This window comes from Fructilactobacillus frigidiflavus (assembly GCF_044054575.1).
Classification (GTDB): Bacteria; Bacillota; Bacilli; order Lactobacillales; family Lactobacillaceae; genus Fructilactobacillus; species Fructilactobacillus frigidiflavus.
In genome coordinates this window covers 978,389-1,002,471 of the sequence record NZ_CP168716.1, presented here as the reverse complement: position 1 = coordinate 1,002,471, position 24,083 = coordinate 978,389, and the positions used below count along the sequence as shown (strand labels likewise).

Annotated in this window: 27 protein-coding genes, 1 other RNA gene and 2 other annotated features; of the genes, 3 read left to right on the top strand and 25 right to left on the bottom strand. The window is 38.1% G+C overall.

The window, feature by feature from the left end; genetic code table 11:
- Positions 1-5: 5 nt before the first annotated feature.
- The 10 genes from tmk to ACEPSS_RS04990 form a co-directional block, all read right to left on the bottom strand.
- The gene (tmk, locus tag ACEPSS_RS05035) at positions 6-647 is read right to left on the bottom strand and encodes a dTMP kinase (protein WP_395317960.1); all 642 of its coding nucleotides are present in this window, start codon (positions 645-647) and stop codon (positions 6-8) included.
- A 113-nt stretch (positions 648-760) separates the two neighbouring features.
- Positions 761-2,692 (bottom strand): ATP-binding cassette domain-containing protein, encoded by a 1,932-nt coding sequence (locus ACEPSS_RS05030; RefSeq protein WP_395317958.1) that lies wholly within the window; start codon positions 2,690-2,692, stop codon positions 761-763.
- Between the two features lie 140 nt (positions 2,693-2,832).
- On the bottom strand, positions 2,833-3,729 hold the full coding sequence (locus tag ACEPSS_RS05025) for a GRP family sugar transporter (protein WP_395317957.1): 897 nt from the start codon (positions 3,727-3,729) through the stop codon (positions 2,833-2,835).
- Between the two features lie 135 nt (positions 3,730-3,864).
- Entirely contained in the window at positions 3,865-4,110 is a 246-nt protein-coding gene (locus tag ACEPSS_RS05020; RefSeq protein ID WP_395317955.1) for a YaaL family protein, read from the bottom strand.
- 9 nt (positions 4,111-4,119) lie between these two features.
- Complete coding sequence (gene recR, locus ACEPSS_RS05015) at positions 4,120-4,719, bottom strand: recombination mediator RecR (RefSeq protein ID WP_395317953.1); 600 nt, start codon at positions 4,717-4,719, stop codon at positions 4,120-4,122.
- A 13-nt stretch (positions 4,720-4,732) separates the two neighbouring features.
- Positions 4,733-5,053 (bottom strand): YbaB/EbfC family nucleoid-associated protein, encoded by a 321-nt coding sequence (locus ACEPSS_RS05010; protein WP_395317951.1) that lies wholly within the window; start codon positions 5,051-5,053, stop codon positions 4,733-4,735.
- 13 nt (positions 5,054-5,066) lie between these two features.
- On the bottom strand, positions 5,067-6,788 hold the full coding sequence (gene dnaX / locus ACEPSS_RS05005) for a DNA polymerase III subunit gamma/tau (RefSeq protein ID WP_395317949.1): 1,722 nt from the start codon (positions 6,786-6,788) through the stop codon (positions 5,067-5,069).
- Between the two features lie 120 nt (positions 6,789-6,908).
- An RNA gene (gene ffs, locus ACEPSS_RS05000) (signal recognition particle sRNA small type) lies at positions 6,909-6,995 on the bottom strand.
- A 40-nt stretch (positions 6,996-7,035) separates the two neighbouring features.
- Complete coding sequence (gene tadA, locus ACEPSS_RS04995; RefSeq protein WP_395317947.1) at positions 7,036-7,503, bottom strand: tRNA adenosine(34) deaminase TadA; 468 nt, start codon at positions 7,501-7,503, stop codon at positions 7,036-7,038.
- A gap of 3 nt (positions 7,504-7,506) precedes the next feature.
- Positions 7,507-8,112: a class I SAM-dependent methyltransferase gene (locus ACEPSS_RS04990; protein ID WP_395317945.1), complete on the bottom strand. Its 606-nt coding sequence runs from the start codon at positions 8,110-8,112 to the stop codon at positions 7,507-7,509.
- A gap of 171 nt (positions 8,113-8,283) precedes the next feature.
- Here ACEPSS_RS04990 and nrdH point away from each other — a divergent pair, with 171 nt between their 5' ends.
- From nrdH to nrdF, 3 genes are read left to right on the top strand one after another with little or no spacing between them, the layout of a single operon-like run.
- Complete coding sequence (nrdH, locus tag ACEPSS_RS04985) at positions 8,284-8,523, top strand: glutaredoxin-like protein NrdH (protein ID WP_395317943.1); 240 nt, start codon at positions 8,284-8,286, stop codon at positions 8,521-8,523.
- A gap of 40 nt (positions 8,524-8,563) precedes the next feature.
- A complete protein-coding gene (nrdE, locus tag ACEPSS_RS04980; RefSeq protein WP_395317941.1) occupies positions 8,564-10,732 on the top strand; it encodes a class 1b ribonucleoside-diphosphate reductase subunit alpha in 2,169 nt (722 codons plus the stop codon).
- Positions 10,733-10,745: 13 nt separating this feature from the next.
- Positions 10,746-11,762 carry a class 1b ribonucleoside-diphosphate reductase subunit beta gene (nrdF, locus tag ACEPSS_RS04975; RefSeq protein WP_395317939.1) on the top strand — a complete coding sequence of 339 codons (1,017 nt, stop codon included), beginning with the start codon at positions 10,746-10,748 and terminating at the stop codon, positions 11,760-11,762.
- Between the two features lie 53 nt (positions 11,763-11,815).
- On the opposite strand, the gene ACEPSS_RS04970 is transcribed toward nrdF, so the two are convergent.
- The 15 genes from ACEPSS_RS04970 to ACEPSS_RS04900 all read right to left on the bottom strand — a co-directional run bounded on the left by ACEPSS_RS04970 (position 11,816) and on the right by ACEPSS_RS04900 (position 24,080).
- On the bottom strand, positions 11,816-12,742 hold the full coding sequence (locus tag ACEPSS_RS04970) for an L-lactate dehydrogenase (RefSeq protein ID WP_395317937.1): 927 nt from the start codon (positions 12,740-12,742) through the stop codon (positions 11,816-11,818).
- Positions 12,743-12,803: 61 nt separating this feature from the next.
- A complete protein-coding gene (gene mmuM / locus ACEPSS_RS04965) occupies positions 12,804-13,715 on the bottom strand; it encodes a homocysteine S-methyltransferase (RefSeq protein WP_395317935.1) in 912 nt (303 codons plus the stop codon).
- Positions 13,708-15,102, bottom strand: coding sequence for an amino acid permease (locus ACEPSS_RS04960; protein ID WP_395317933.1), 1,395 nt, complete (start codon positions 15,100-15,102; stop codon positions 13,708-13,710). The genes mmuM and ACEPSS_RS04960 overlap by 8 nt, the downstream gene beginning before the upstream one ends.
- A gap of 49 nt (positions 15,103-15,151) precedes the next feature.
- Positions 15,152-15,398: a binding site (T-box leader), on the bottom strand.
- An 85-nt stretch (positions 15,399-15,483) separates the two neighbouring features.
- The gene (mprF, locus tag ACEPSS_RS04955) at positions 15,484-18,036 is read right to left on the bottom strand and encodes a bifunctional lysylphosphatidylglycerol flippase/synthetase MprF (protein WP_395317931.1); all 2,553 of its coding nucleotides are present in this window, start codon (positions 18,034-18,036) and stop codon (positions 15,484-15,486) included.
- Positions 18,037-18,126: 90 nt separating this feature from the next.
- The gene (gene rplL / locus ACEPSS_RS04950) at positions 18,127-18,489 is read right to left on the bottom strand and encodes a 50S ribosomal protein L7/L12 (protein ID WP_395317929.1); all 363 of its coding nucleotides are present in this window, start codon (positions 18,487-18,489) and stop codon (positions 18,127-18,129) included.
- Between the two features lie 38 nt (positions 18,490-18,527).
- Positions 18,528-19,037, bottom strand: a complete 510-nt coding sequence (gene rplJ / locus ACEPSS_RS04945; RefSeq protein WP_395317928.1) for a 50S ribosomal protein L10 — start codon at positions 19,035-19,037, stop codon at positions 18,528-18,530.
- A gap of 26 nt (positions 19,038-19,063) precedes the next feature.
- Positions 19,064-19,183, bottom strand: a sequence feature (ribosomal protein L10 leader region).
- 59 nt (positions 19,184-19,242) lie between these two features.
- Positions 19,243-19,935, bottom strand: coding sequence for a 50S ribosomal protein L1 (gene rplA / locus ACEPSS_RS04940; RefSeq protein WP_395317927.1), 693 nt, complete (start codon positions 19,933-19,935; stop codon positions 19,243-19,245).
- Positions 19,936-20,028: 93 nt separating this feature from the next.
- Positions 20,029-20,454, bottom strand: coding sequence for a 50S ribosomal protein L11 (gene rplK, locus ACEPSS_RS04935; protein WP_041817634.1), 426 nt, complete (start codon positions 20,452-20,454; stop codon positions 20,029-20,031).
- Positions 20,455-20,580: 126 nt separating this feature from the next.
- Positions 20,581-21,135, bottom strand: a complete 555-nt coding sequence (gene nusG / locus ACEPSS_RS04930) for a transcription termination/antitermination protein NusG (RefSeq protein ID WP_395317924.1) — start codon at positions 21,133-21,135, stop codon at positions 20,581-20,583.
- Positions 21,136-21,242: 107 nt separating this feature from the next.
- Positions 21,243-21,419, bottom strand: coding sequence for a preprotein translocase subunit SecE (gene secE / locus ACEPSS_RS04925; protein ID WP_395317922.1), 177 nt, complete (start codon positions 21,417-21,419; stop codon positions 21,243-21,245).
- Between the two features lie 13 nt (positions 21,420-21,432).
- Positions 21,433-21,582, bottom strand: a complete 150-nt coding sequence (gene rpmG / locus ACEPSS_RS04920) for a 50S ribosomal protein L33 (protein WP_395317920.1) — start codon at positions 21,580-21,582, stop codon at positions 21,433-21,435.
- A gap of 13 nt (positions 21,583-21,595) precedes the next feature.
- Positions 21,596-22,210: a sigma-70 family RNA polymerase sigma factor gene (locus ACEPSS_RS04915; RefSeq protein WP_395317918.1), complete on the bottom strand. Its 615-nt coding sequence runs from the start codon at positions 22,208-22,210 to the stop codon at positions 21,596-21,598.
- A 160-nt stretch (positions 22,211-22,370) separates the two neighbouring features.
- A complete protein-coding gene (locus tag ACEPSS_RS04910; RefSeq protein ID WP_395317917.1) occupies positions 22,371-22,910 on the bottom strand; it encodes an NYN domain-containing protein in 540 nt (179 codons plus the stop codon).
- A gap of 2 nt (positions 22,911-22,912) precedes the next feature.
- A complete protein-coding gene (gene rlmB, locus ACEPSS_RS04905) occupies positions 22,913-23,665 on the bottom strand; it encodes a 23S rRNA (guanosine(2251)-2'-O)-methyltransferase RlmB (protein WP_395317915.1) in 753 nt (250 codons plus the stop codon).
- Complete coding sequence (locus ACEPSS_RS04900; protein ID WP_395317913.1) at positions 23,655-24,080, bottom strand: Mini-ribonuclease 3; 426 nt, start codon at positions 24,078-24,080, stop codon at positions 23,655-23,657. Before ACEPSS_RS04900 ends, rlmB begins: the two co-directional genes overlap by 11 nt.
- Positions 24,081-24,083 lie beyond the last annotated feature (3 nt).

Sequence of the window (24,083 nt, the reverse complement as noted above, 5' to 3'; positions counted from 1 at the left end):
TTCTCCTAATTAAAATATTCTGGGACACGAGTTTCAATCAACTTTAAAACATCTGCCACGACTTGATCAACGGATTGCGTTGCATCAATTTTAACCACCTGTTCCGGATGATCAGCGGCAATTTTTTCATAAGCGTCATGAACTTTGACATAAAAATCATGTTGTTGTTGATCTAAGCGATTAATTTCATTGGTCCGATGTTGCATGATTCGTTCTAACCCAACTTCAATTGGAACATCAAAATAAACGGTCAAGTCGGGCTTTAAGCCATCCGTGGCAAATTGGTTCAAATCCCAAATTGCTTGTTCACCGATCCCACGGGCGACTCCTTGATATGCTACAGAACTTTCAACGTAGCGATCGCAAAGCACTAATTTACCAGCGGTTAGAGCCGGAATTACCTTATCAACTAAATGTTGCCGGCGAGCCGCTGCAAATAATAACGCTTCCGTTCTTGCATCCATATTATCATTTTTACTATCCATAATAATATTACGAATTTCTTCTGAAATTACGTTTCCGCCTGGTTCACGGGTGGTAACAAGTTGATTCCCTAATTGTGGTTTAATTTTTTTAATAATTTCATTTAAGGCTGTGGTTTTTCCAGCACCTTCGCTACCCTCAAAAGTAATTAATTTTCCGTTCATGTGTCACCATTCCCATCGTTTCTTACGTTAATTTAATTGTACTTTAAGTTAAATTCAATGTCTATTTTCAACCAAACAAAAAAAGACTAAAAAATTAGTCTTTTTTGTTTTTACTATTCGGCACTTAAACTAACTACTGGATCAACTTTAGCTGCTTTGCGAGCAGGAGCTAAGGCAGCTAGTAAGCAAATTACCACAGAAACTACAATTCCAAAAATTGCATTTCCGGCTGTAATTTGGATAAGTGAATAATGAACGGCAGATTCAGAGACATGATTAATGCCTAATTCCACGAGATAACCAATCACATCGGCAAAGATTGAAGCAAAAAGTCCGATAAAGAACGCTTCAAAAATGAAGAGGTTCCGGATATTCCGTTTCGTAAACCCTAAGGCTCTTAAAATTCCAATTTCTTTGGTTCTTTCAGAAACACTAATGTAAAGAACCACGATAATCATAATTGCTGATACTAGCAATGAAATTCCAGCAATCGCAGTTAATACTGAAACAGCAAGGGTAACATACGTATTCAAAGTTGAAACAATGCTTCCAGCCCCAGTAATCTTAAGGTTATGTTTTCCTTGACTGTTCTTGAGCGCTTGAATTTTATCTTGGACTGGTTCAACGTTTTGGACACCGCCATCAATATCAACGGCTAAGAAGTTTGGTTTAAATGAAAGCCCATTAGCTTCAAACATTGATTTCAAAGTATCGTAAGAAATTGATGCGCCTTGTCCATCAGTTACTCCACTAACTTTAACTTGTCTTGAAATAATTTGTGGTTGCGAACTATCACCAACGACATTCACATAAAGGGAAAGGGTCTTACCCTTCATAGCATAAGGATGCTTTTTATTGAATTTCTCAGCATCACTCTTACTAACTAAAATTTCGTTTTTGCCAGGAGTCGTTCCGGTTTTAATGGTGCTCTTTTTGATGGTATTGTTAAAAGTTTGTAAGAAGCTTAAGCTACTGCTCTTATCTCCAGCTTTTAACTGACCACCACCAACAGCATAATATCCGTTAGTAACTTTTTTTACATCTTTAATTTTTTTAATGCTATCAACATCATGCTTAGTTAAATTAATCTTAGAAGCTTGGTCATCACTGGCTTTTTTCTCAGTAACTTGAATGGTATTGGGATTAATTTGGGAATAAATTTCATGATTAATGTATCCCTTTACTCCATTTCCCAGTCCTAACATAATAATCACACTAAAGATTCCAATGGAAGCACCAAAGGTAATTAATAAGTTCCGTTTCAAGTTATACGCAAAATGATGCCATGCCATGACGGCAATGGATTTTGCACTGGCTACTTTTGCTTTGAACGGACGTGGTTCATCTTTGACGGGGAATGCTGGCTTAATAATTTTGTCATCATCAATTAAACCATTTGCAAGATGAACAATTCGCGTTCCATAGTTAGCCACGATTTGTGAATGAGTAACGGCTAACACTAATTTACCGTCTTTAGCAATATCATTCATCAATTCTAGAATTTCCGTGGTGTTTTGGGCATCCAAAGCACCAGTTGGTTCATCGGCAATGATAATATCTGGATCAGATGCTAATGTCCGGGCAATGGAAACCCGTTGTTTTTGTCCACCAGATAATTGGTTAGGATATTTGTTTTTATGATCGCCTAATCCAACTTTATCAAGCAACTCATCAGCACGTTTAACTTGCTGCTTATGGGAAAGATCCGTCATTTCTAAGGAAACTAACACGTTTTCGCGTACCGTTAAATGACTAATTAAATTAAAACTTTGGAAGATAAAACCAACCGTACTCCGACGATATTCATCCAATTGTTTAGCGGTATCATGCTTTAAGGATTTACCTTCAATTAAAACATCACCAGAATAATCACTATCTAATCCAGCAATGATATTCATTAAAGTCGTTTTACCACCACCTGATTCACCTAAAATGGAAACAAATTCACCACGTTCAAAACTCAAGTTAATTCCCTTTAACACCTGGAAATCTTGGTTATCAACATGATAGGACTTTTTAATATCTATAAGTTGCAAATAAGTCATGCTTTTCTCCTTTTGTAATGTAAGTTTACATTTTATGCTATTGTACCTGAAATATTAATAATACTAAAGGAATATCTGCTTAAATTTTTATAAAAAAAGACTTATTATTGCTTACTTAGCAACAACAAGTCTTTCAAATCCTATGCATGAATAAAACTAATCATGATTCCACCAATAATTACTAGCGAAAGTCCCACTGCAATGTAGACCAATTCCCGTTTAGTCTTATGTTCATGAAGCACGACAATTCCACCAATCGTTGAAATTACCACACACAATTGCGATAAGGTAAATCCAGTTGCTACCCCGTTAAGTCGGGTAGAAATTAGGTAGAATAAGGCACCGAACCCAAAGAGAAATCCAGTAATGATATTTTTATAGGAAGTAATTTGTTTAAATGGATTAGTTTTGTTCTTAATTAACATACTAATTCCAAAAATAGTTCCCATGACTAGCATTCCAATCGTTTGGGGTAAGAAAGCCTTGAACCCATCGGCGTTAGAAACTTTAGGAAAAGCTGAGTAACCAATGTAACCTAAGGTCCCTAGGCATAAGATTAAAAGTCCACTAGTCATATTTTTCTTAATGGCCGCTTTTTCGGCTGCGGAAACTTGGGCTCCATTTCCTGATCGTTTAGTTGTTAAAATAATTCCCACAATGATCAAAATGATTGCAGCAAAACCAGAAAGTTTAGGCAATAAACCAGCCCATTCACCAAAGAAAATAATTCCGGTTAGGGAAGTTCCCACTAATTGCATTCCAGTTGAAATGGGCATGGTTCTTGAGACACCCAGTTTTTCAAAGGCAATGTATTGGGTAAATTGACCTAATGTCCAAGACATTCCGGATAAAAAGCACCAGAAAAAGGAAGATGCAGAAAGTTCGGGACGCGTAAAGGCGTATAGTCCAAGGGCAATAATAAAGGCCCCATAGGTAGTTCCCAGTAACTGGTTAATTGGTTTTCCCCCAATTAAACTGGTGGCAATTGGTAAGATTCCCCAACCAATCGCTGGAAGTAATGCAATTAAAATATTCACTAAAATCACCTTTCATTTTTATCTTTATTAGCTATCTATAATCATGATTAGCATATCATAATCAAGTCTAGAATTAAAATTGAGAACCTAAAGTAAAAAACAGTCTCATCATCACTGACGGGACTGTTTTACTATTTAATGATCATAGACATTCGATTGAATCCAATTATTTTTTAAATTTCGTTTCCGAATTTGGCGATACATAAATTCGTATTTTTGTTTTGCTAATTCAGTTTGCGCGATAATTTGGTCATCAACATCAGCAATTGCCATTTGGGTTTGCTGGGCTTGGTCCCAATCACGCTTTAAAAGATTAATTGATTTTAATAACTCATCATCATAAATCTTTTTAAAATCTTTTTTCTTATTAAACCCAAACATTTGCATCCCTCACATCTCAGTTCGACCTTCAACTGCTTTAAAGAGCGTCATTTCATCCGCATATTCAATGTCACTACCAACTGACAAACCACGAGCAAGGCGGGTAACCTTAATTCCCGCGGGCTTCAACAAACGAGCTAAATACATCGCCGTTGCATCACCTTCAGGAGTAGCATTAGTCGCAACAATTACTTCCTTGATTGCTTCATTTTTTTGTAACCGCTGAATTAACGAGCTGATATTAATATCATCCGGTCCCTTACCTTCCATCGGCGAAAGCACCCCATGTAAGACATGATATAAACCGTTATAATCCTTCATCTTTTCCATAGTAACCACGTCTTTAGGCTGTTCTACTACCAAGATTTTGGTCTGGTCACGATTGGGGTCAGCACAAATATCACACGGATCATCTTCAGTGATATTGCCACAAATGGAACAAAGCTTTAATTTTTCTTTAGTATCAGTCAACGCCTGAGCAAAGCCCAACACATCGTCTTTATTCATATCAATCGTATAAAAAGCTAACCGTGTAGCCGTTTTTTTACCAATTCCAGGCAAGTGCATGTAGCTATCGATTAGCTTGGCCACTGGTTCTGGATATTGCATTTAATTACCCTCTTTAAAGTCCCGGAATGTTCATTCCTTGAGTAAATTTACCCATCTTGCTTTGGGTAGTATCATCAATTTTAGCTAAAGCGTCGTTTACCGCACTTAATACTAAATCAGATAGCATATCAGGATCATCGGGATCGATTGCTTCGGCTTTGATTTGCATATCTTTCATCCGACGATTTCCCCCGAAAGTAACTGTTACTAATTCTTCTGGAGAAACTCCCGTAAAGTCACTGTTTTCAATTTCACTTTGTTGGGCTGCCATTTTCTTTTGCATTTCTTGAGCTTGTTTCATAATTTTACCCATGTTCATACCGTTCATTGCCATGTTAAATTCTCCTTTAATTATCTTCTACTTTTACTATATCATTTCCAAATAATTCCTGGGCTTTTTCCACCGCTGGGTTAGTTTTCGGCTCAGAAACTGGTTTGGTCTCAGTCTTCCGTGGTTTTTCCACCGGATTATTTGCCAAGTATTCTTTCCGAATGCTAGGCCATTCTTCAGTAGGCACAAACATAATATCTGGAACCTTACCAAAGACTTGATCCATCGCATTTTGGAGCGCATCCATTAAATTATGATCAGTCCCTGCTTTTTGGTAAAGGAAGGAATAATCAAAAGCGACCACAACTCCATCCGCACTTGCCGCAACTGGCTTAGAAACGTGCATCAAGGCGCGTTGGGTTACAGATAAAAGATTCATTACGCTATCCCATTGACTTTGATATTCGTTTAAATTAGCACGAGTCGCTGCCCCTAATACTTTAAAGACGCCGTCAAAATCAACGGTGGCCTTATGATTTTTAGCAGCGGTTTCACGTGGCTCAGCTTTAGGCGCTGCTGGAGCGGCCACTGGCTGCTGCTTAACTTGAGCCAACTGCTTGGTTAATGCATCAATTTGCGTCTGTAATTTCGCAACTGCCGTTTCATCAACTACTGGAGCGGCAGTCTGAGTAGTTGTCGTACCATCAGTTTCTGTCGGTTGATGCGCAAGTCGGACGGTTAAAATGTCCAAATAAACATCGGGATGATAGGTTGAGCGTAACTGTTGTTGCACTTCATTCATGGTTTCTACGTAATAATAAACCTGTTTAGCAGTTACCTTTTCAGCAACCGCTTTAAAATCTTCCCCTAATAATCCAAGTTCACTCGCATTAACCATTTCTGGATCTTGTTTGTATAACAAAATATTTTGACAGTAATTAATCAAATCTTCAATTAATTGATTAGCGTCTTTTCCGTTATTCAAAATTGTTTCGGTAATCTGTAAGCCAGTGCTAACATCAGCAGCAATAATGGCTTTCATATAATTTTGTAAATCATCCCGAGCCACACTCCCGGTCACTTGCAAGGCACTCTCATAGGTCACTTGGTCATTACTATAAGAAAGGACTTGGTCTAAAATACTCAAGGCATCCCGCATTCCACCCTCGGCACTTTTAGCAATTACCTTTAAAGCGCGCTCATCGTATTTGATGTGCTTAGCATTTAAGATTTTTTCCATTTGTTCCAAGATGTCTTTTGCTTGAATTCGTTTAAAATCAAAGCGTTGCACCCGTGAAATAATGGTCGCCGGAATCTTATGGGGTTCCGTCGTTGCTAAAATAAAAATCACGTGTTCAGGTGGTTCTTCCAACGTCTTTAGTAAGGCATTGAAGGCCCCAATCGAAAGCATATGCACTTCATCAATGATATAAACTTTATATTTAGCCTCAGTAGGCGCATATTTTACCTTATCCCGAATGCTTCGAATTTCTTCGACCCCATTGTTAGACGCCGCATCAATTTCAATGACGTCATTTAACGAACCATTATTAATCGCAACACAAGTGGCACATTCGTTACAAGGCTCCCCGTCTTTTAAGTTTACACAGTTAACGGCTTTGGCTAAAATTTTGGCAGTTGAAGTCTTCCCAGTCCCACGCGGACCATTAAATAAGTACGCATGGCTAATCTGATCAGTTACCAATGCATTTTTCAATGTTTGTGTGATGACCTGTTGCCCCACAATTTCATCAAATCGTTGGGGGCGCCAGACCCGATATAAAGCTTGATAACCCATGAAGAACTTCCTTTCCTTTTCGTTGTGAACCTACTCTTTATTATAGCTTGAATATTATTCAAATAACAAACAATTATCATAAAAAAAATCTCCCAATCAAATGACTGGGAGTTTATGAGCATAAAAAAGAAGCACAAGACAGAGAAAACTTAGTGCTGCTTCCTTCCGGACCTGACACGGTTCGTAATTCCATCTTTGCTTCATGCCTTTCGGCAAATACTATATTATCGTACTATTACATAATTGTCTAGTGTTTGCGTCGTTTTCGTTTACTTTTAAAAAAAAGTTTCATTATAAGGGCAGCTTTTTCTGCTGCAACGCCATCCACGACTTCAACTTGATGATTTTGTCGGGCATCATTTAAGACATTATACAAGCTACCAACTGCCCCACCTTTTTGGTTCATGGCACCATAAACGACCCGATCAATACGAGCATTCAAAATGGCTCCAGCACACATTACACAGGGTTCAATCGTTACATACAACGTACAATCAGTTAACCGCCAACTCTTTAATTCCGCACATGCTGCTTCGATTGCAATGATTTCCGCATGCTGTGTGGCCATTTCCGTGTGCTCGCGTAAATTATGAGCAGTGGCAATCACCTGCCCGTCTTTTACGATGGCGGCTCCAATTGGTACTTCCCCGATTTGCGCTGCAAAGTCTGCCTCTCGCAAGGCAACTTGCATAAACTTTTGATCAGTTTCATTCATGATTTAATCCACTTTTCTACTTAATAAAATATAATAACCCTTATCACGAGTCACAATTTTAACGTTCCCAAATAATTGTTTCATTAATTTTTTAGCAGAGGGAGCCCCTTGTTTTTTTTGCAAGACAACCGTTAAAGTTCCATCTTTTGCTAAATGTGCTGGTGCTCCACTAATCATGGCATCAACGACTTGCTTCCCTGCGCGAACGGGTGGATTAGTAATAATCGCAGCAAACTTACCGTCGACATTTTCGTAAACATTCGAAGCAAAAATCGCAACGTTTTTAATTTCATTTTGTGCTGCATTTCGTTTTGCCAAAGATAATGCTAAATTATTTACGTCAACCATGGTAAAATTACGGTCTGGGTTATTTTTCGCTAAAAACAAACCGATTGGTCCATAACCACATCCCAGATCTAAAACCAGACCCGCTGGAATGTTTTTTAAATCAACCGCGTTAATCAAAACGCGTGATCCATAATCAACGGTGTTTTTGGAAAACACTCCGTTATCTGAAACGAAACGAAGCGTGTGATTTAATAAAGTATAGTCCCAATGTTTTTCATTGTGCTCTACATCAGGATTTTCGGTGTAATAAAAGTTGTTCATGATTTTACGTCCTTAAAAATATTTTTTTGTTTCACACACTATATATAGCGTGTTTCTCAGATACACACCCCATATATGGTGTTTTTTCATTTGAAAGATTAACTATTCGTAGTAAAATCTATTATTTCGTAGTAAAATCTATTATATCGTATAAACAGGAGATGAATAATTATGAATTCAATTACAGTATTTACCAAGAACAATTGTATCCAATGCAAGATGACGAAACGTTTTCTTGAAGAACACAACATCGATTTCGTCGAAAAGAACACTTCTGAAAATTCAGAATTCGTTACTTATCTAAAAGAACTTGGCTTCCAAGCCGTTCCCGTAGTTGAAGTGGCCGGTGCTGAAGCATTTACTGGTTTTCAACCTGATCGCTTAACCAAATTAGCTGAAGAACTCGCTTAAGCTTATATATCTATTATACACAACAAGGAGCCGTAGGAATATGTCGCTAAAAGACCAAAACGATGTCAGTTATTTCAGATTAAATAATGAAATCAACATCCCATCCAAAGATGGAAAGATTAGACTAGAAAAAGATAAAGATGCTTTAGCAGCTTTTATCCAAGAAAATGTCATTCCTAACCAAGTTAAATTTGATTCCTTAAAAGAACGGCTTGATTACTTAACGAAAAATGACTACATTGAAGCAACCTTTTTAGAAAAGTATCCTTTTTCATTCATTGAAAAGCTATACCAATACTTAGAAGAACAAGACTTTACCTTCAAGTCATTTATGGCTGCTTACAAATTTTACGCTCAATATGCCTTAAAAACTAATGATGGTAACCAATATTTGGAAAGATATATCGACCGAATTGCGATGAATGCCTTATTCTTAGCTAACGGTGATCAAGAATTAGCCATGCATTTAGCTGATGAATTAATCCACCAACGTTTCCAACCAGCTACTCCAACTTTCTTGAATGCTGGAAAAAAACGGCGTGGTGAATTAATCTCATGTTTCTTAATTCAAACGACTGATGACATGGATAGTATTGGGAGAACGATTAATTCTGCCCTTCAATTATCTAAAATTGGTGGTGGAGTGGGAATTAACCTTTCTAACCTGCGGGCTGCTGGTGATCCCATTAAACACATTCAAGGGGCTGCTAGTGGAGTTATGCCAGTTATGAAACTGCTAGAAGACAGTTTTACTTACTCTAACCAACTCGGCCAACGTCAAGGTGCTGGGGTCGTATATCTGAGCGTCTTTCATCCTGATATTATCGATTTTCTTTCCGTTAAAAAAGAAAATGCCGATGAAAAGATTCGGGTTAATACCCTTTCTTTAGGCCTAACGGTACCTGATAAGTTCTATGAACTTGCCAAAAATGATGAAGACATGTACCTCTTTAGCCCATATGATGTCGAAAAAGAATATGGCGTTCCCTTTTCATACGTGGATATCACTAAAGAATACGATAATTTAGTTGCTAACGAAAACATCCGTAAGAAGAAAATGAAAGCTCGTGATTTGGAAACGGAAATCGGTAAATTGCAACAAGAATCTGGTTATCCTTACATCATGAACATTGATACTGCTAACCGGGAAAACCCTGTGGATGGTAAGATTGTCATGAGTAACTTGTGTTCTGAAATTATGCAAGTTCAAACCCCTTCCATCATTAATGATTTACAACAATATGACCAATTAGGAACTGATATTTCATGTAACCTGGGTTCAACTAACGTGGTTAACTTAATGAATTCCAAGGATTTCGGAAAATCAATTGATGCCATGGTTCGCGCTTTAACTTATGTGACTGACGAAAGTAAAATTGACGTCGTCCCTTCTATCCGTCGCGGAAATGATTTAAGTCATTCAATTGGACTAGGTGCCATGGGTCTTCATTCCTATCTTGCCTTAAATCGGATGTACTACGGTTCCCCTGAATCAATCGAATTTACGGGGGTTTACTTCATGTTATTGAATTACTGGACGCTAGTTGCATCTAACCAGATTGCCAAAGAACGCGGTAAGTCATTCCATAATTTTGAAAACAGTAAGTATGCGGATGGTTCTTACTTTGATAAGTACACCGAAAAAGATTGGGGTCCTCAATCTGAAAAGGTAAAATCACTTTTCAAAGATACCTTTGTTCCATCTGAAAAAGACTGGGCCGAACTTAAAAAGTCAGTAATGACCTATGGTTTATACCACCAAAACCGGTTAGCTGTTGCTCCCAATGGCTCAACGGCCTATATTGGTGATGCGACCGCCAGTATCGCACCGATTGTTAGTCGGATTGAAGAACGCCAAGACGCCAAAATTGGAACCATCTTTTACCCAGTTCCTTACCTTTCAAATGAAACCCTTCCTTACTACGAATCAGCTTATGACATTGATATGCGAAAAGAAATTGATATCTTTGCCGAAGCCCAAAAACACGTCGATCAAAGTTTAAGCATGACCCTCTTTATGCGTTCTACCATTCCAGAAGGGATGTACGAATGGAAAAATGGTCGTGATCCTAAAATGTCAACGCGTGATTTAACCATTTTAAGAAACTACGCTTTTCATAAGGGAATTAAATCAATTTACTACGTTAGAACTTTCACTGATAACAATGACACAGTCGGTGCTAACGAATGTCAAAGTTGTGTAATTTAGGAGGAATGTTTTAATGAATATGAAAGAAGTTTTAACTGGTAACCTGAACGGTGACTACAAAGCCATCAACTGGAATCAAGTTGATGACGACGTTGATAAAGCCACCTGGCACAAACTAACGGAACAATTTTGGCTCGATACTCGAGTTCCCGTTTCTAATGATTTAAAAGATTGGCGGAGCCTTGATGAAGATCACCAATGGCTCGTTGGTCATGTTTTTGGAGGCTTAACGTTGTTAGATACCCTTCAATCACAAGATGGGATGGCTTCTTTAAGAGCTGATGCCCAAACGCAACATGAAATTGCGGTTTTGAATAACATTCAATTCATGGAATCAGTCCATGCCAAAAGTTATTCCACCATCTTTTCAACGTTAAATACTCCCAAAGAAATCAATGAAATTTTTGACTGGAGTGACACCGAAGAGTTTTTACAAAATAAAACCAAACGGATCTATAACCTATACCACGATGATTCCCATCCTTTGAAAAAGAAAATTTCCAGCGTCTTTCTTGAAACTTTCCTCTTCTATTCTGGATTCTTCACCCCACTTTGGTATTTAGGCCATAATAAATTGACTAACGTGGCGGAAATTATCAAATTAATCATCCGTGATGAATCAGTCCACGGAACTTACGTTGGTTACAAATTTCAAATTCAATTTAATCAACTAAGCCCTAACGAACAAGCTGAATTAAAGGACTGGATGTACAACTTCCTTTATGACTTATACGAAAATGAAGTTGATTACACCCATCTTTTATACGATAAGGTTGGCTTAACCGATAAAGTATTGACTTTCATTCGTTATAACGCCAACAAAGCCTTAATGAACTTGGGTCAAGATCCAATGTTCCCAGATACTGCTGAAGATGTTAATCCAGTAGTAATGAATGGAATTTCAACTTCGACCGTTAACCATGACTTCTTCTCAGAAGTGGGAAATGGTTACCGACTTGGTAATGTTGAAGCCATGTCAGATGATGATTATCTATTTGGTTCATGGGAAGACCAACATAAAAAGAAATAAATTTAAGTTTACTAAAAGGAACCTTTCGCTTTGGAAAGGTTCCTTTTTTTCTGCTATTTTTCGCTATATTTGGCAAAATTGGTTTTAATAAAATCAGCTGAATTCTGTAATTTGGCTTTTTCTTCATCCGTTAAGTGAAGTGGTACATCTGCCAATACCCCATCACGTCCAACGACGACGGGATATGATAAATATGAATCATAGGATTCGCGATAATTCGAAACTGGAAGTACGGTATGGGCATCTGAAAGAACAATGTTAGCTAACCGAACGGCTGCTGTAGCAACTCCGTAATTAGTATAACCCTTCCCTTTAAAGACCGCGTAGCCACCATGACGAGCTTCGTTATCTAGTGCAGCTAAATCTAGATTACGTGCTTTTGCTAATTCAGTTAAAGGTTGGTCTAAAGCTCGAACCGTTGACCAAGCGGTAAATTGAGAATTACCGTGTTCGCCTAAGTTATACCCGGTCACTGAGCGAGGATCAATGTCGAGTTTTTCGGCAACTGCTCGTTTCATCCGAGCAGAATCCAATAACGTTCCCGTTCCAATCACGTGTTTTTTGGGTAATCCCGTCACTTGTTGGTAAATGGAAGTAATTACGTCCACGGGGTTGGTAATCGCAATAATAATTCCGTTAAAACCCGCATCCCGAATCTTTGCAGCCACTGACTTAACCTGTTCACTATTGTAAGCAAGTTCTGAAAAACGGTCTTCATTGGCTCCATCATTTAAGCGAATGTTCCCTAATGCTGAAATAATGACATCGGCATCCCGTAAAGCGGCATAGTCGTTAACCGTAATCTGCGTGTGAAATGGTAAATTAGGTTGAGCTTCACGAAAATCAATCGCATCTGCATTGACTTTAGCTTCATTTTTATCAATTAAAACTAATTCATCAGTAAAACCATTTGCTACGATGTAATGAGCAACCGTTGAGCCAACGTGCCCGTCACCAATAATTCCAATTTTTCTTGTCATTTCAAAGTCTCCATTCTTCTTGGTTGTTACTCATTCTAACAACTTTATTTTTAAATTACCATTAATTTTTAATTATTTGTGCAATTTGTTCGATATCTTCTGGATTTGTTCGGCAACAGCCCCCAATAATGTTCGCACCTGCAGCTAACCACTGGGGAACTTCTTGAGCAAAAGTATCCGTGTGCGGAACGGCTGTCCACGTTTTCGTTTGCGAATCGTACAGATCTCCTGGATTAGGATAAACAGCCAGTGGCAAATCGGTAAGTTGCCGGATTATTTTAACAATTGGGGTGATATTTTCAATCTTAGTACAGTTCACTCCAATTCCGCCAATTCCTGGTTGTTGTGCTAGCCATTTGACCACCGTGACTAACGGTGTTCCGTCACTTAACGTTTCTGGATCTTTTACACTTAAACTAATCCAATACGGAATTGGTTGTGCCACCTTAGCCATTATTTTAACCAAGGCTTTTACTTCGTTAAAGTTAGGAATCGTATCAATCGAAAGTAAATCAGCACCAGCCGCAATTAGTGCTTCAATTTTGGCTTGGTGAAAAGTTTGATATTCGGCAAAAGTTAAATCATAGTTACCGGTATATTCAGACCCATTGGCTAAATAAGCCCCATAAGGACCAATGCATCCTGCGACTAACCCATTTAGATTAAAGTCAGCTCGGGCTCGTTTAGCCAGTTCAACTCCCTTTTTAATTAGTGCTAAAGCTTCGTCATGCCTAATTCCGACTTTAGCCAAGGCCGCCACATTGGCTTGATAAGTGTCCGTAATCGCAATGTCAGCACCCGCTTTAAAATAGGCGGCATGGACTTGATAAATGGCCTCGGGGTTATCAATTAAGGCATTTGCTGACCATAAAGCATCATTGGTCTTAACCCCTAATTTTTCCAATTCCGTACCCATGGCACCATCTAATACCAAGTTTTCTTCTAAACGTGCTTGAACTGTCTTTTTATTCATTTCTTATTCCTCGCTTTCGATCGAATCTAAGTTTAATTTCATAAAAGCCATAACAAATTATGACAAACGGAACTGTGTAATAAAGGGCAACTCGTTGATTGGGATCAAACCAGATTAAAATACATGATAAGAAACATAAAATAAAGGCCGCTAATGGTGTCCACGGATAAAATGGCGTCCGGTAGCCTAAATCTTTTATAGATTTCCCACTAGCTACATATTGTTTTCGAAACCGTAACTCTGACAAAGCAATTGCCATCCACACAAAAACCACTGCTAAACCAGAAATTGAAACTAGCACTAAATACACGGTACCTGCTGCATAAACGGCGGAAAATAAGGCAAACAATCCCCCAATCATACTAGCAATTAAAGCGTAAATGGGAATTTCTTTTCGATTAGTGCGTCTAAAAATTTTAGGAATAATTCCTTCGTTGGATAATGACCACAACATTCTAGTAGATGCATACAGTCCCGAATTCGCAGCGGAAATAATCGCCGTTAGGACCACAAAATTCATAATATCAGCGGCAAACGGAATCCCCATTTCTGAAAAAATTAAAACAAAGGGACTTTGCGTAACTCCCGCTTGTTTGTAAGAAATCAAGGAACTCATCACAATCATACTTCCCACAAAAAAGAGAATTAACCGCCATAAGGTCGTCTTAATGGCCTTGGGAATGGTCGTCGCTGGATCTTTAGTTTCTCCTGCCGTAATTCCAATTAATTCGGTTCCAGAAAAGGCAAAATTAACCGTCAACATGGTGGTAAAAACGCCGCTAAAGCCATTAGGAAATAAGCCATCTTCGTAAAAATGCTTAAAGCCAATCACCTGATGGGTTCCATGAAAACTAAAAATGCCAAAAATGGCAGCTGAACCCAACAAAATAAACGCAATTATCGCAGCGACCTTCACACTCGAAAACCAGAATTCCGTTTCAGCAAACCACTTGACCGAAAACGCATTAATCACAAAAATTAAAATCATGAATAACAAGCTCCAAAGCCAGGTTCCCACGTTAGGGAACCAATGCTGCATAATTAAACCAGCAGCCGTAAATTCTGAACCTAAGGCAATTGTCCAAGTTAGCCAATATAAGATGGCTACGACAAAACCAGCGCTCTTTCCTAGGTATTTTTGCGCATAGACGTGAAACGAACCCGTTTCTGGCATGGCGACTGAAAGTTCCCCGAGGCACAGCATTACTAAATAAACAATGACTGCCCCAATTAAGTAAGCTAAAATGGTTCCAATTGGTCCTGCTTCATGAATCGTATACCCGGAACTTAAAAATAATCCAGTTCCAATTACCCCACCCAGGGAAATCATCAAGACCTGGCGTGATGACATCTCCCTTGATAAATGATGCTTATGTACTTCTGTCATGCTTTTCTCCTCCACGATGTAAAAAACCATAAAAAAACACCCGCCCTAATCAAAGGACGAGTGTACTCGTGTTACCACCTTAGTTCATATATTTTTCACAAAATATATCTCTATTAGTTGCACCAATTACTTGGTATAACTTTGTAATGGTATCGGTAACAACCCCGTTATTAGCTAATTATTCACTAATAAAGTATTTTAAAGCCCATTTTCCAAACTGCCATTTCATTCTTTTTCACCAACCAAGAACTCTCTGCGAAATTTTCGTTTGTACTTAACTTCTACATCTCATTTATTTAATTTATATTAAGAGTTTAACTAACCAAATCCGAATTGTCAAACCTCCAAAATAAAAAGAACTCGGAATAATCCGAATTCTTTTTATTTTTTACGTAGTGGTCGTTCGTTAACAACTTGAAGGAGTTGTAACATGGTGAAAACTAAGGAATTATTTTTCCGATAAACGAAATATTTTGATTCCCATTTATCCACATATTTTTGTTTGTAAGAACGAAGTCCCTGGAAACTATAGAATGCATCCCCATATTCATAAATTAAATGGGCTAATTTCTCGTTAATAAAACTAAAGCGAGAATTTCCTACATTCGCTAAGGGGGCCATCCCTAAGTTAAACCAGCGATATCCTTCTTCTTTAGAATAGTTGAAAAGGTTAATGAAAATCCCATCCATAATTCCAGACGGCGAAGTTGCACTTGATCTCATCAAGTCAATCGAAGTCATTTCATGATCACCAGTTGGCATAATGTTAGCAAATGCCACAATTTTGTCATCGGCATCACAAATTACAGCAATCGGTGCTTGATTAAGGTAGTAAGGGTCAAAGAATCCTAGTGAGAATCCCTTTTCATCACGTCCCTGTAACCATTCGTTCGAGATTTCTTTCAAATCATCCATCGTTTTAGCCGAAAATGGCGGATTAATAATCTTAAATTGATAGCCATCCCGATCAAACTTATTCATTAAAGCCCGTTCACCACGATGCTTTTTCCCAACTAAGGTGAAAGTATCTAAATCAACATGACCTTCTTCACCGGCTTTAATGAAATCAAACCCTTTATCGTGAAGGAGCATGGTTAATGATTCACCCACTTCATAAAAGACCAGCGTTAAGTCAACGTTATCAGCATCAATCATGAATTTATCAATGGCTTTTTCTAACTTAGCTTGATTTCCAAAGGGTTCCCCCATCACAATCAATTTGTTAGCTTTTTGTTTGTACATAAAGACAATTTGATCTTCCCCGTCTTCAGTGTAGAAGTAGACCTTCTTGTCTCGTAAAAAGACTAGATGACTGACTTCGTTGCCCCCAAACTTATCAATCACGTTTTTAACCCGTGCTTGATCAAAGGGCTGGTTCATCCACGGAGTATTGGAATATGAAAGAAACCGGAATAAACCATACAAAATACAGATGGCAATGATGAAGCCGATTAGGCCGATTACCCAAACTTGTTGGGAAGGAAGTAAATATTCGTTGGTCATCTTAATACCGCCATGACCATGGTTCATCACAAAGCCAACTAGACAGTATACCGCAAATGCCCCAACAAAAATTCCAGCGTCGGTAATGGCTGCTCCCCAGGAATAAGTTAACCGATCACGATACATTCCTTTACGGGAAAGCCAGAGACAAATGATGATAAACCCTAAGAAAATTGCTAAACGAAGTGGAAAATCTTCTTTCCACAGGGTATTTCCTACGGCAAAAAGTAATAATACGACCGTTGGCCAAAAGGCTTTTCGCACTCGTGAACTAACTCCCCGCGCTAATCCAATTAATAAACACCCAATAATTACGTTTGAGAGTTGTCCCAAGAAATACAAGGTAAAGGGAGCTAGCGAATTATAAAGGGGATTTAAAAGAACCATGTTCGGCACCGTCGCCAATAAAATCATCATAATTCCTGAGAAATACATAAAAATTGTAATGATTAATTGAGAAGATCGCTGAATCACATTCGCTGGAATATCATCCAAGAAATGGTTAAAACGGCCCGCTAATTCGATACCAAAAAGAAGTGCTCCAATTCCAAAGGGAATAAAGTAATAAAAAATCCGATAAAGTAACAACCAAACCGTGGCTAAGGTTGGGGAAATTCCTAGTTCACTTAGTCCTAGAATCATCATTGTATCAAAGGTTCCTAGTCCCCCAGGAAGCATCGAAACCACCCCAAATACGTTGGCCGCGAAGAACATGGGGATTACATCCCAAATATCAATGTTCAGATTCATGAAGTCACCAATGACTAAGAATAAAGTGACACATGCTCCCCACTCTAAACATGAACCTAAAATTAATTTAAGTTCCCGTTTTATGGTTAAATCAGCAAAAAACTCTGAATTACTAAACCTCGTAAATAAGAACACAATTGGGAAATAAGCTCCTCCACCTAGTAACCACATCCAATCACCGGCAAAGCGATTTCCGATTCCAAAACCGAAAATCAAGACTAACGAAATTAAACAATACGTTGATAATCCCGCTAGTAAAAATAGGGCCACCTTAGAAATCGCATAAACAATTTGTTTTTTAGTGGCATCTTTACTGTAAAAATCGGCTCGTAGACTTGCGCCTAAAAAGCCCCCAAAACCCGCAATATTAGTAAAAGTATTGGTAATCCAACCACTTTTGATCACATACAAGGGTTTAAATTTTTCTGGTAAAAATTCAGTAAAGGTAAAATCATAGATTAACATGGGAGTAACGGCAATTAGGCCTAAAATTGTTAAAATCAATAGATGTTGTGGCGATTGAGAAGCCAAACTTTGTTTCATTTGTTGTCCATTAATTTCTTGTAAAATACTATGGGCTTCAAAAACCACAAACGTTGCTACAACAACTAAGAAAACAATTTTAATGATATTTAGATACTTATTAAAGAAATCAATAAATTTTTTAAAAAATGCTTTCAAATGGTTCCTCCAAAAAAATCTTTAAATAACGATTTGTATTATAAAAGGGATGTGTGAAATCACACATCCCTTTTATATAAAGACTAGTTACTATTTAAGAGTAACAGTTGCGCCTTGGGCTTCAAGTTTTTCCTTGATGTCGTTAGCTTCGTCTTCTGAAAGACCTTCTTTAACGATTGATGGTGCGTTATCAACGATTTCTTTACATTCTTTAAGACCAAGACCAGTGATACCTTTAAGTTCCTTGATAACTTTGATCTTACCAGAACCTGCAGAAGTTAATTCTACATCGAAAGTACTCTTAGCAGCAGCATCACCAGCAGCACCAGCTGCGGCAACTGGAGCTGAAGCTGAAACGTCAAATTCTTCTTCGATTGCTTTAACCAAATCGTTTAAGTCAGTGATTGAAGCATCTTTTAATTGAGCAATAATGTTATCTTTTTCAAAAGCCATGTTAAATTCCTCCTAATAGGACATTTAGATTATTATAATTAAGCTTCGTCTTCTTCAGACTTGCTTTCTGCAACAGCTTTAACAGCATATGCAACGTTACGTACAGGTGCTTGTAAGATATTTGCAAGAGTAGCAAGTAATTCTTCACGACTTGGTAATGTAGCAAATTCATTAATCGTGTCAATTCCTGCAACTTCACCTTCGATAATTCCACCCTTGATTACAAGAGCATCATGTTCGTCAGCAAATTTCTTTAAAATCTTAGCAGGTGCAACGGCATCTTCGTGAGAAAATGCAACGGCACTTGGTCCATTAAAGATTGATTTTAGATCGTCGTGACCACTCTTATCAGCAGCACGTTCTAAAATCTTGTTTTTAATAACCATAAGTTTAACACCGTTATCACGTAATTCCTTACGTAATTCAGTATCTTGAGCAACAGTCAAACCACGAGAATCAACAACAATTGCTGAAACGGCTTCTTGGAAGTCTTTAGCAATTTCGTCAACCTTTTTGGCTTTGGCATCAATAACTTCTTTTTTTGGCATAAATTTTCACCTCCCAATGAAATTTGGGACCTATAAAAAAATCCCTATGTTCGCCAAAACATAGAGAAAAGTCGTTAAACTCCTCGGCAGGCACTAATTAAGGCTATCAAAGCCACCTGAGTCTTAGGCGAATCATATTATACTAATAATTTACCATAGGCAAACTAATTAGTCAATACAGGGATTTAATTTTTAGATCAGTACTTTAAAATGATTCAGGTGAAACTTTAACACCAGGACCAAAAGTTGATGAAACAGAAATGTTTTGAATGTAAGTACCGTGAACAGAAGCAGGACGGTTTTTAACCAAGATGCTTTCTACAGTCTTAAAGTTTTCAACTAATTTATCTGTATCAAATGATTTTTTACCAATGGCAACGGCAATGTTACCATCACGATCAGTACGGTAAGTAACCTTACCAGCTTTGGCTTCAGAAACGGCCTTTGTAACATCCATAGTTACAGTACCAGTCTTAGGGTTAGGCATTAAACCTTTAGGTCCAAGCACACGTCCTAAACGACCAACTTGAGCCATCATATCAGGAGTTGAAACGGCAACATCAAAGTCCATCCAACCGTCCATGATCTTTTGTGCTAAGTCTTCTTCACCAACAACGTCGGCACCGGCTGCTTCAGCTTCTTTAGCTTTATCACCCTTAGCAAATACAATAACTTTTTGATCTTTACCAGTACCATTAGGTAAAACTACGGCACCACGTAATTGTTGATCAGCTTGTTTTGTATCAACGTTTAATTTAATAACAACTTCGATTGAATCATCAAAGTTGGCAACATCTAATTTTTGAACGAGTGCAACTGCGTCGTCAACAGGGTATGCAATACTCTTGTCGATTTGTTCAGCAGCGTCTCTATACTTCTTACCTCTTTTACGAGCCATGTGATTTCCTCCTTGCAATGTGGTCCAACGGAATCGCTTCCTCCCACTTCAAGTATTACCTTTTGATAATACAGCGACTACTACGTATTTAGATTAACCTTCGACAGTGAATCCCATACTACGTGCAGTACCTTCAATCATACGCATAGCTGCTTCTACATCAGCTGCGTTTAGATCTTGCATCTTAGTTTCTGCGATTTCCTTCACTTGGGCTTTAGTTACGCTAGCAACTTTCTTAGTGTTAGGTTCACCAGAACCAGATTCAACACCAGCAGCCTTCTTCAAAAGAATAGCGGCAGGTGGAGTCTTAGTAATGAAACTAAATGAGTGATCTTCAAATACGGTAATTACAACCGGAATAAGCATTCCTGCTTGATCAGCAGTACGTGCATTAAAGTCCTTTGTAAATTCCATAATGTTCACACCAGCTTGACCCAATGCAGGTCCAACTGGAGGAGCAGGTGTTGCTTTACCCGCTGCAATTTGTAACTTAACAATATCTACTACTTTTTTAGCCACGAGACAAACCTCCTTAAGTCCGTGTGTGGTAAATGAAGATGAAATTTCTTCTCCCACGCTGATTATGCACAAAGTACACTGTAAAATTATAGCATAAGCAATTGAAGATTACAACAATTACTCTAATTAATTATTTTCTAGTGGTTTTACTTGGTTAAAGTCTAATTCAGTACTAGTTTCACGACCAAACATATCGATATTAACTTTTAGCTTACCTTTTTCATTATCGATACTGGTAATTTTACCAGAAAGACCGTTGAAAGCACCTTCGATAATTGTCACAGTATCACCAACTTTACTATCCAAAGGTTGAATGTTTTGCTTCATTCCAAGTTGAGCCATGACATGTTCAACTTCTTCAGGAAGTAATGGATTAGGCTTTGAACCTTGTCCGTGTGATCCGATAAATCCAGTTACACCAGGAGTATTTCTGACAACATACCAAGCCCGATCGGTCATTACCATTTGAACAAGCACGTATCCAGGGAAAGTCTTATCCATGACTACTTTTTCTTTACCATTTTTAACTTCGTGTTTTTCCGTTTCTGGAACCACAACGTCAAAGATATAGTCTTGCATCCCCATTGAATCTCTTCTTGATTCTAGGTTTTCTTTAACTTTATTTTCATATCCAGAGTAAGTATGAAGCACATACCATTGTTTTTCAGCTGATTCTACCACTTCAATAATCTCCTTTACTAAATCGACCAAAATAAAAAACCTCGCGTAAACGAAGTTCGTAATTTAACTATAACAGAAATTTAAATAGTTAGCCAGTTTGATAATCATTAAAACTTAAGTAAGGCTGTTTGAACGGCCCAATCAATTAATCCAAGAAATACAGTGAAGAAAATTGTTGTTCCAATTACTGTAATTGTATCAGTTCTAGTTTGTTGAGCGTTAGGCCAAACAACTAATTTCATTTCAGTTCCAACACTCTTGAAAAAATTCCAAAGTCTTTTCATTACGCAAATCTCCTTAATGGGTTTCCCGATGAATTGTGTTCTTGCCACAATGTTTACAGTACTTTTTTAATTCTAATCGCGTTTCACGGTTAGGTTTGGCAGTGATGGTGTAGTTACGTGAACCACATATCGAGCAAGCTAATGCTACTTTTCTTTGAGCCATCCACTACACCTCCTTAATCATTACTAACTTTATCATCTAATTTCAACTGCGTCAAACGGGTATAATCTTCATATTTGCGGCGACAGCGCATTAAAGCGTTTTTTACTTTTAAAACTGAAACCTTTTGTTGTTGTGCAATTTGTTCGGGACTAAGCTGGCGTAGTGAATCCGTTAACACACATTTTTCAAATTTAGAACAGATGGCACTCACTTGTTCAATTTGTTCATAAAACTCATAAACTTCATAAGGATTATAGGCAGTCGTATCTGAAATCGTATCCGCATAGTATTCCGCAAACCGATTTAAAGAAGTTTGGGCTTGCAGCGGGACCCGCTTTTGGGCTTTGCGCTTTCTGATTAAATCAAATAGCCGATTTTTTAAACTGGCCTTATAAAATGAGCCAAAGGTCACCTTTTTCGTTAAATCGTATCTAGCTACAATTCTAATTAGTACCATTGCTGACTCTTGACTCCAATCAGCTAAGTCCATATCGGAAACGTAAAACTCATGCCAAAGCTTTAAATAAATGGGAGAAAATTGTTGGAACAATTGATAAAACCGATCACCATCAGTTTGTGCATCAATAATTAATTGTGGATCACAGTTGCAAATTTTGCTTGAATTCATATTTTTCTCCTTGTAATTGCTTGATTAATAAATTACAAAGAATCGTGAATCCCCACAAGCGAACGATTGTTCTAATTAATAAATAATAAATACTCCAATCTAAAACCATTTATTTTTCACTAATTTTATAAAATTAAGCAAATAAAAAAGAATGAGTAACTCACTCATCCTTTGATAATTGATCACGTAATTTCGTTAGTTTCGCCATTTGACGTTCATCAAACGTTAACCGATTTCCGGTTAAATTACTGTTATAATGTTTCGCTTCATTGCGAATTTCTTTTTTGGTTCGGCGGACTGAGACTAAAAGTTCTTGGGCCGGAACTCGTAAAGCCCCCGCTGAAAAAATAGTCCACTGTTCGGCATGATCACTCGTGGCGACTTCAACCTGAGTAAACAACGATTGTTCGCGCGCGGCTAAGGCTTCAATGTAGGTATCAGCCGTTTCGTTTTTACTGGTCCATACCACTTTAATATTTTTCACCTGCTTTGACTTAGCTAGTCCCGGAACGTACATGGCATCAAACACGACAATAATTTCTTTACCACTATACTTTTGGTATTCCGACAATTCGCTGATTAACTCATCACGGGCTTCTGGTAGTTTATTATCGAGCTTCAAGCGATTTAAATGTTCCCAATTTCCAATCACATTGTAAGCATCAACAATCAATAACTCTGTTTTGGCTAACTTTGCCATGATTATAACGGATGGCGTGAGTTGAAGCCTTGGTACATCAACAATCCAGCTGCAACCGATGCATTCAAACTCTGAATATTTCCAATCATGGGAATGGTTAACATTTCATCAACTTGTTTCTTTAATAGTGGAGAAATACCCTTCCCTTCACTACCGATAATTAAAGCTGAGGCACCTTTAGCATCCCAACGACGGTAATCAGTTCCTTGCATATCAGTACCAAAGACCCACACCCCGCGGTCTTTTAATTCGTTAACGGTATTTACCAAGTTAGTTACCTTGGCAACGGGAACCCGTTCGATTGCACCTGCCGATGTTTTAGCAACGGTTGAAGTCAATCCTACTGACCGATGTTTGGGAATAATTACACCATGCACACCTGCAGCATCAGCAGTTCTTAAAATTGACCCTAAATTATGGGGATCAGCAATATTGTCAAGAATCACAAAGAATGGTGCTTCCTCTTTTTGCGCCGCATTAGCAAATAAATCATCAATCGTTGCGTATTTAAAGGCGGCAATGGCTAACATCACCCCTTGATGATTTTGGTGATCAGACATTAGGTCTAGTTTGGACTTTGGTACATTAGAAATCACCAAGTGACGTCCCTTGGCTAATTTAAGAATGGTTTTAACCGTTTCATCGTCTTTACTGATTCCACTTTGCAAAAAAACCTTATTAATATCTTGGTCTTGATTTCTTAAAGCTGCGACCGCCGGATGACGGCCAATAATAAAATCTTCATTATTTTTCATAAACTACTCTCCCAGATTCAACTTGAGCAATGCACCATTGGGCAAGCTCAGCTAATCGATTTTCCTGTGCACTCAAAGATAAAAAGCCAAATAGAGCTTCAAATCCCGTTGACACCCGGTAAGTTACAACACTCGTATTTTTGGCGTGGGTATAACTTTTAGCGTTGCGCCCGCGTTTAAAAAAATACTGTTCTTCTTCAGTCAGTAAGTTATCTTCTTCCATTAAAGCAATTAAACCAGATTGGGCTTTGGCTGAAACGTATTTGGTGGCTTTTCGCTGTAAATGATTGGGGCGTGTGACTCCTTCGTCAATTAAATGCCGTCTGACGAATACTTCGTAAACTGCATCGCCCAGATAAGCTAAAGCCACTCCATTTAATTGTTTGAATTCAACGTTTTTATCAGATTCACTCATTAA

What these genes read in the sequence shown, in the direction of transcription:
- secE (WP_395317922.1), bottom strand. Translation starts at nt 21,419, where the DNA reads ATGAAAAGACTTTGGAATTTTTTCAAGAGTGTTGGAACTGAAATGAAA.
- rlmB (WP_395317915.1), bottom strand. Translation starts at nt 23,665, where the DNA reads ATGAAAAATAATGAAGATTTTATTATTGGCCGTCATCCGGCGGTCGCA.
- ACEPSS_RS04900 (WP_395317913.1), bottom strand. Translation starts at nt 24,080, where the DNA reads ATGAGTGAATCTGATAAAAACGTTGAATTCAAACAATTAAATGGAGTG.
- nrdH (WP_395317943.1), top strand. Translation starts at nt 8,284, where the DNA reads ATGAATTCAATTACAGTATTTACCAAGAACAATTGTATCCAATGCAAG.
- ACEPSS_RS04970 (WP_395317937.1), bottom strand. Translation starts at nt 12,742, where the DNA reads ATGACAAGAAAAATTGGAATTATTGGTGACGGGCACGTTGGCTCAACG.
- ACEPSS_RS04960 (WP_395317933.1), bottom strand. Translation starts at nt 15,102, where the DNA reads ATGACAGAAGTACATAAGCATCATTTATCAAGGGAGATGTCATCACGC.
- recR (WP_395317953.1), bottom strand. Translation starts at nt 4,719, where the DNA reads ATGCAATATCCAGAACCAGTGGCCAAGCTAATCGATAGCTACATGCAC.
- rplJ (WP_395317928.1), bottom strand. Translation starts at nt 19,037, where the DNA reads ATGCCAAAAAAAGAAGTTATTGATGCCAAAGCCAAAAAGGTTGACGAA.
- ACEPSS_RS05010 (WP_395317951.1), bottom strand. Translation starts at nt 5,053, where the DNA reads ATGGCAATGAACGGTATGAACATGGGTAAAATTATGAAACAAGCTCAA.
- ACEPSS_RS04915 (WP_395317918.1), bottom strand. Translation starts at nt 22,210, where the DNA reads ATGAATTCAAGCAAAATTTGCAACTGTGATCCACAATTAATTATTGAT.
- rpmG (WP_395317920.1), bottom strand. Translation starts at nt 21,582, where the DNA reads ATGGCTCAAAGAAAAGTAGCATTAGCTTGCTCGATATGTGGTTCACGT.
- dnaX (WP_395317949.1), bottom strand. Translation starts at nt 6,788, where the DNA reads ATGGGTTATCAAGCTTTATATCGGGTCTGGCGCCCCCAACGATTTGAT.
- nrdE (WP_395317941.1), top strand. Translation starts at nt 8,564, where the DNA reads ATGTCGCTAAAAGACCAAAACGATGTCAGTTATTTCAGATTAAATAAT.
- ACEPSS_RS04990 (WP_395317945.1), bottom strand. Translation starts at nt 8,112, where the DNA reads ATGAACAACTTTTATTACACCGAAAATCCTGATGTAGAGCACAATGAA.
- ACEPSS_RS05030 (WP_395317958.1), bottom strand. Translation starts at nt 2,692, where the DNA reads ATGACTTATTTGCAACTTATAGATATTAAAAAGTCCTATCATGTTGAT.
- ACEPSS_RS04910 (WP_395317917.1), bottom strand. Translation starts at nt 22,910, where the DNA reads ATGGCAAAGTTAGCCAAAACAGAGTTATTGATTGTTGATGCTTACAAT.
- mmuM (WP_395317935.1), bottom strand. Translation starts at nt 13,715, where the DNA reads ATGAATAAAAAGACAGTTCAAGCACGTTTAGAAGAAAACTTGGTATTA.
- rplA (WP_395317927.1), bottom strand. Translation starts at nt 19,935, where the DNA reads ATGGCTCGTAAAAGAGGTAAGAAGTATAGAGACGCTGCTGAACAAATC.
- tadA (WP_395317947.1), bottom strand. Translation starts at nt 7,503, where the DNA reads ATGAATGAAACTGATCAAAAGTTTATGCAAGTTGCCTTGCGAGAGGCA.
- nrdF (WP_395317939.1), top strand. Translation starts at nt 10,746, where the DNA reads ATGAATATGAAAGAAGTTTTAACTGGTAACCTGAACGGTGACTACAAA.
- tmk (WP_395317960.1), bottom strand. Translation starts at nt 647, where the DNA reads ATGAACGGAAAATTAATTACTTTTGAGGGTAGCGAAGGTGCTGGAAAA.
- rplL (WP_395317929.1), bottom strand. Translation starts at nt 18,489, where the DNA reads ATGGCTTTTGAAAAAGATAACATTATTGCTCAATTAAAAGATGCTTCA.
- ACEPSS_RS05020 (WP_395317955.1), bottom strand. Translation starts at nt 4,110, where the DNA reads ATGTTTGGGTTTAATAAGAAAAAAGATTTTAAAAAGATTTATGATGAT.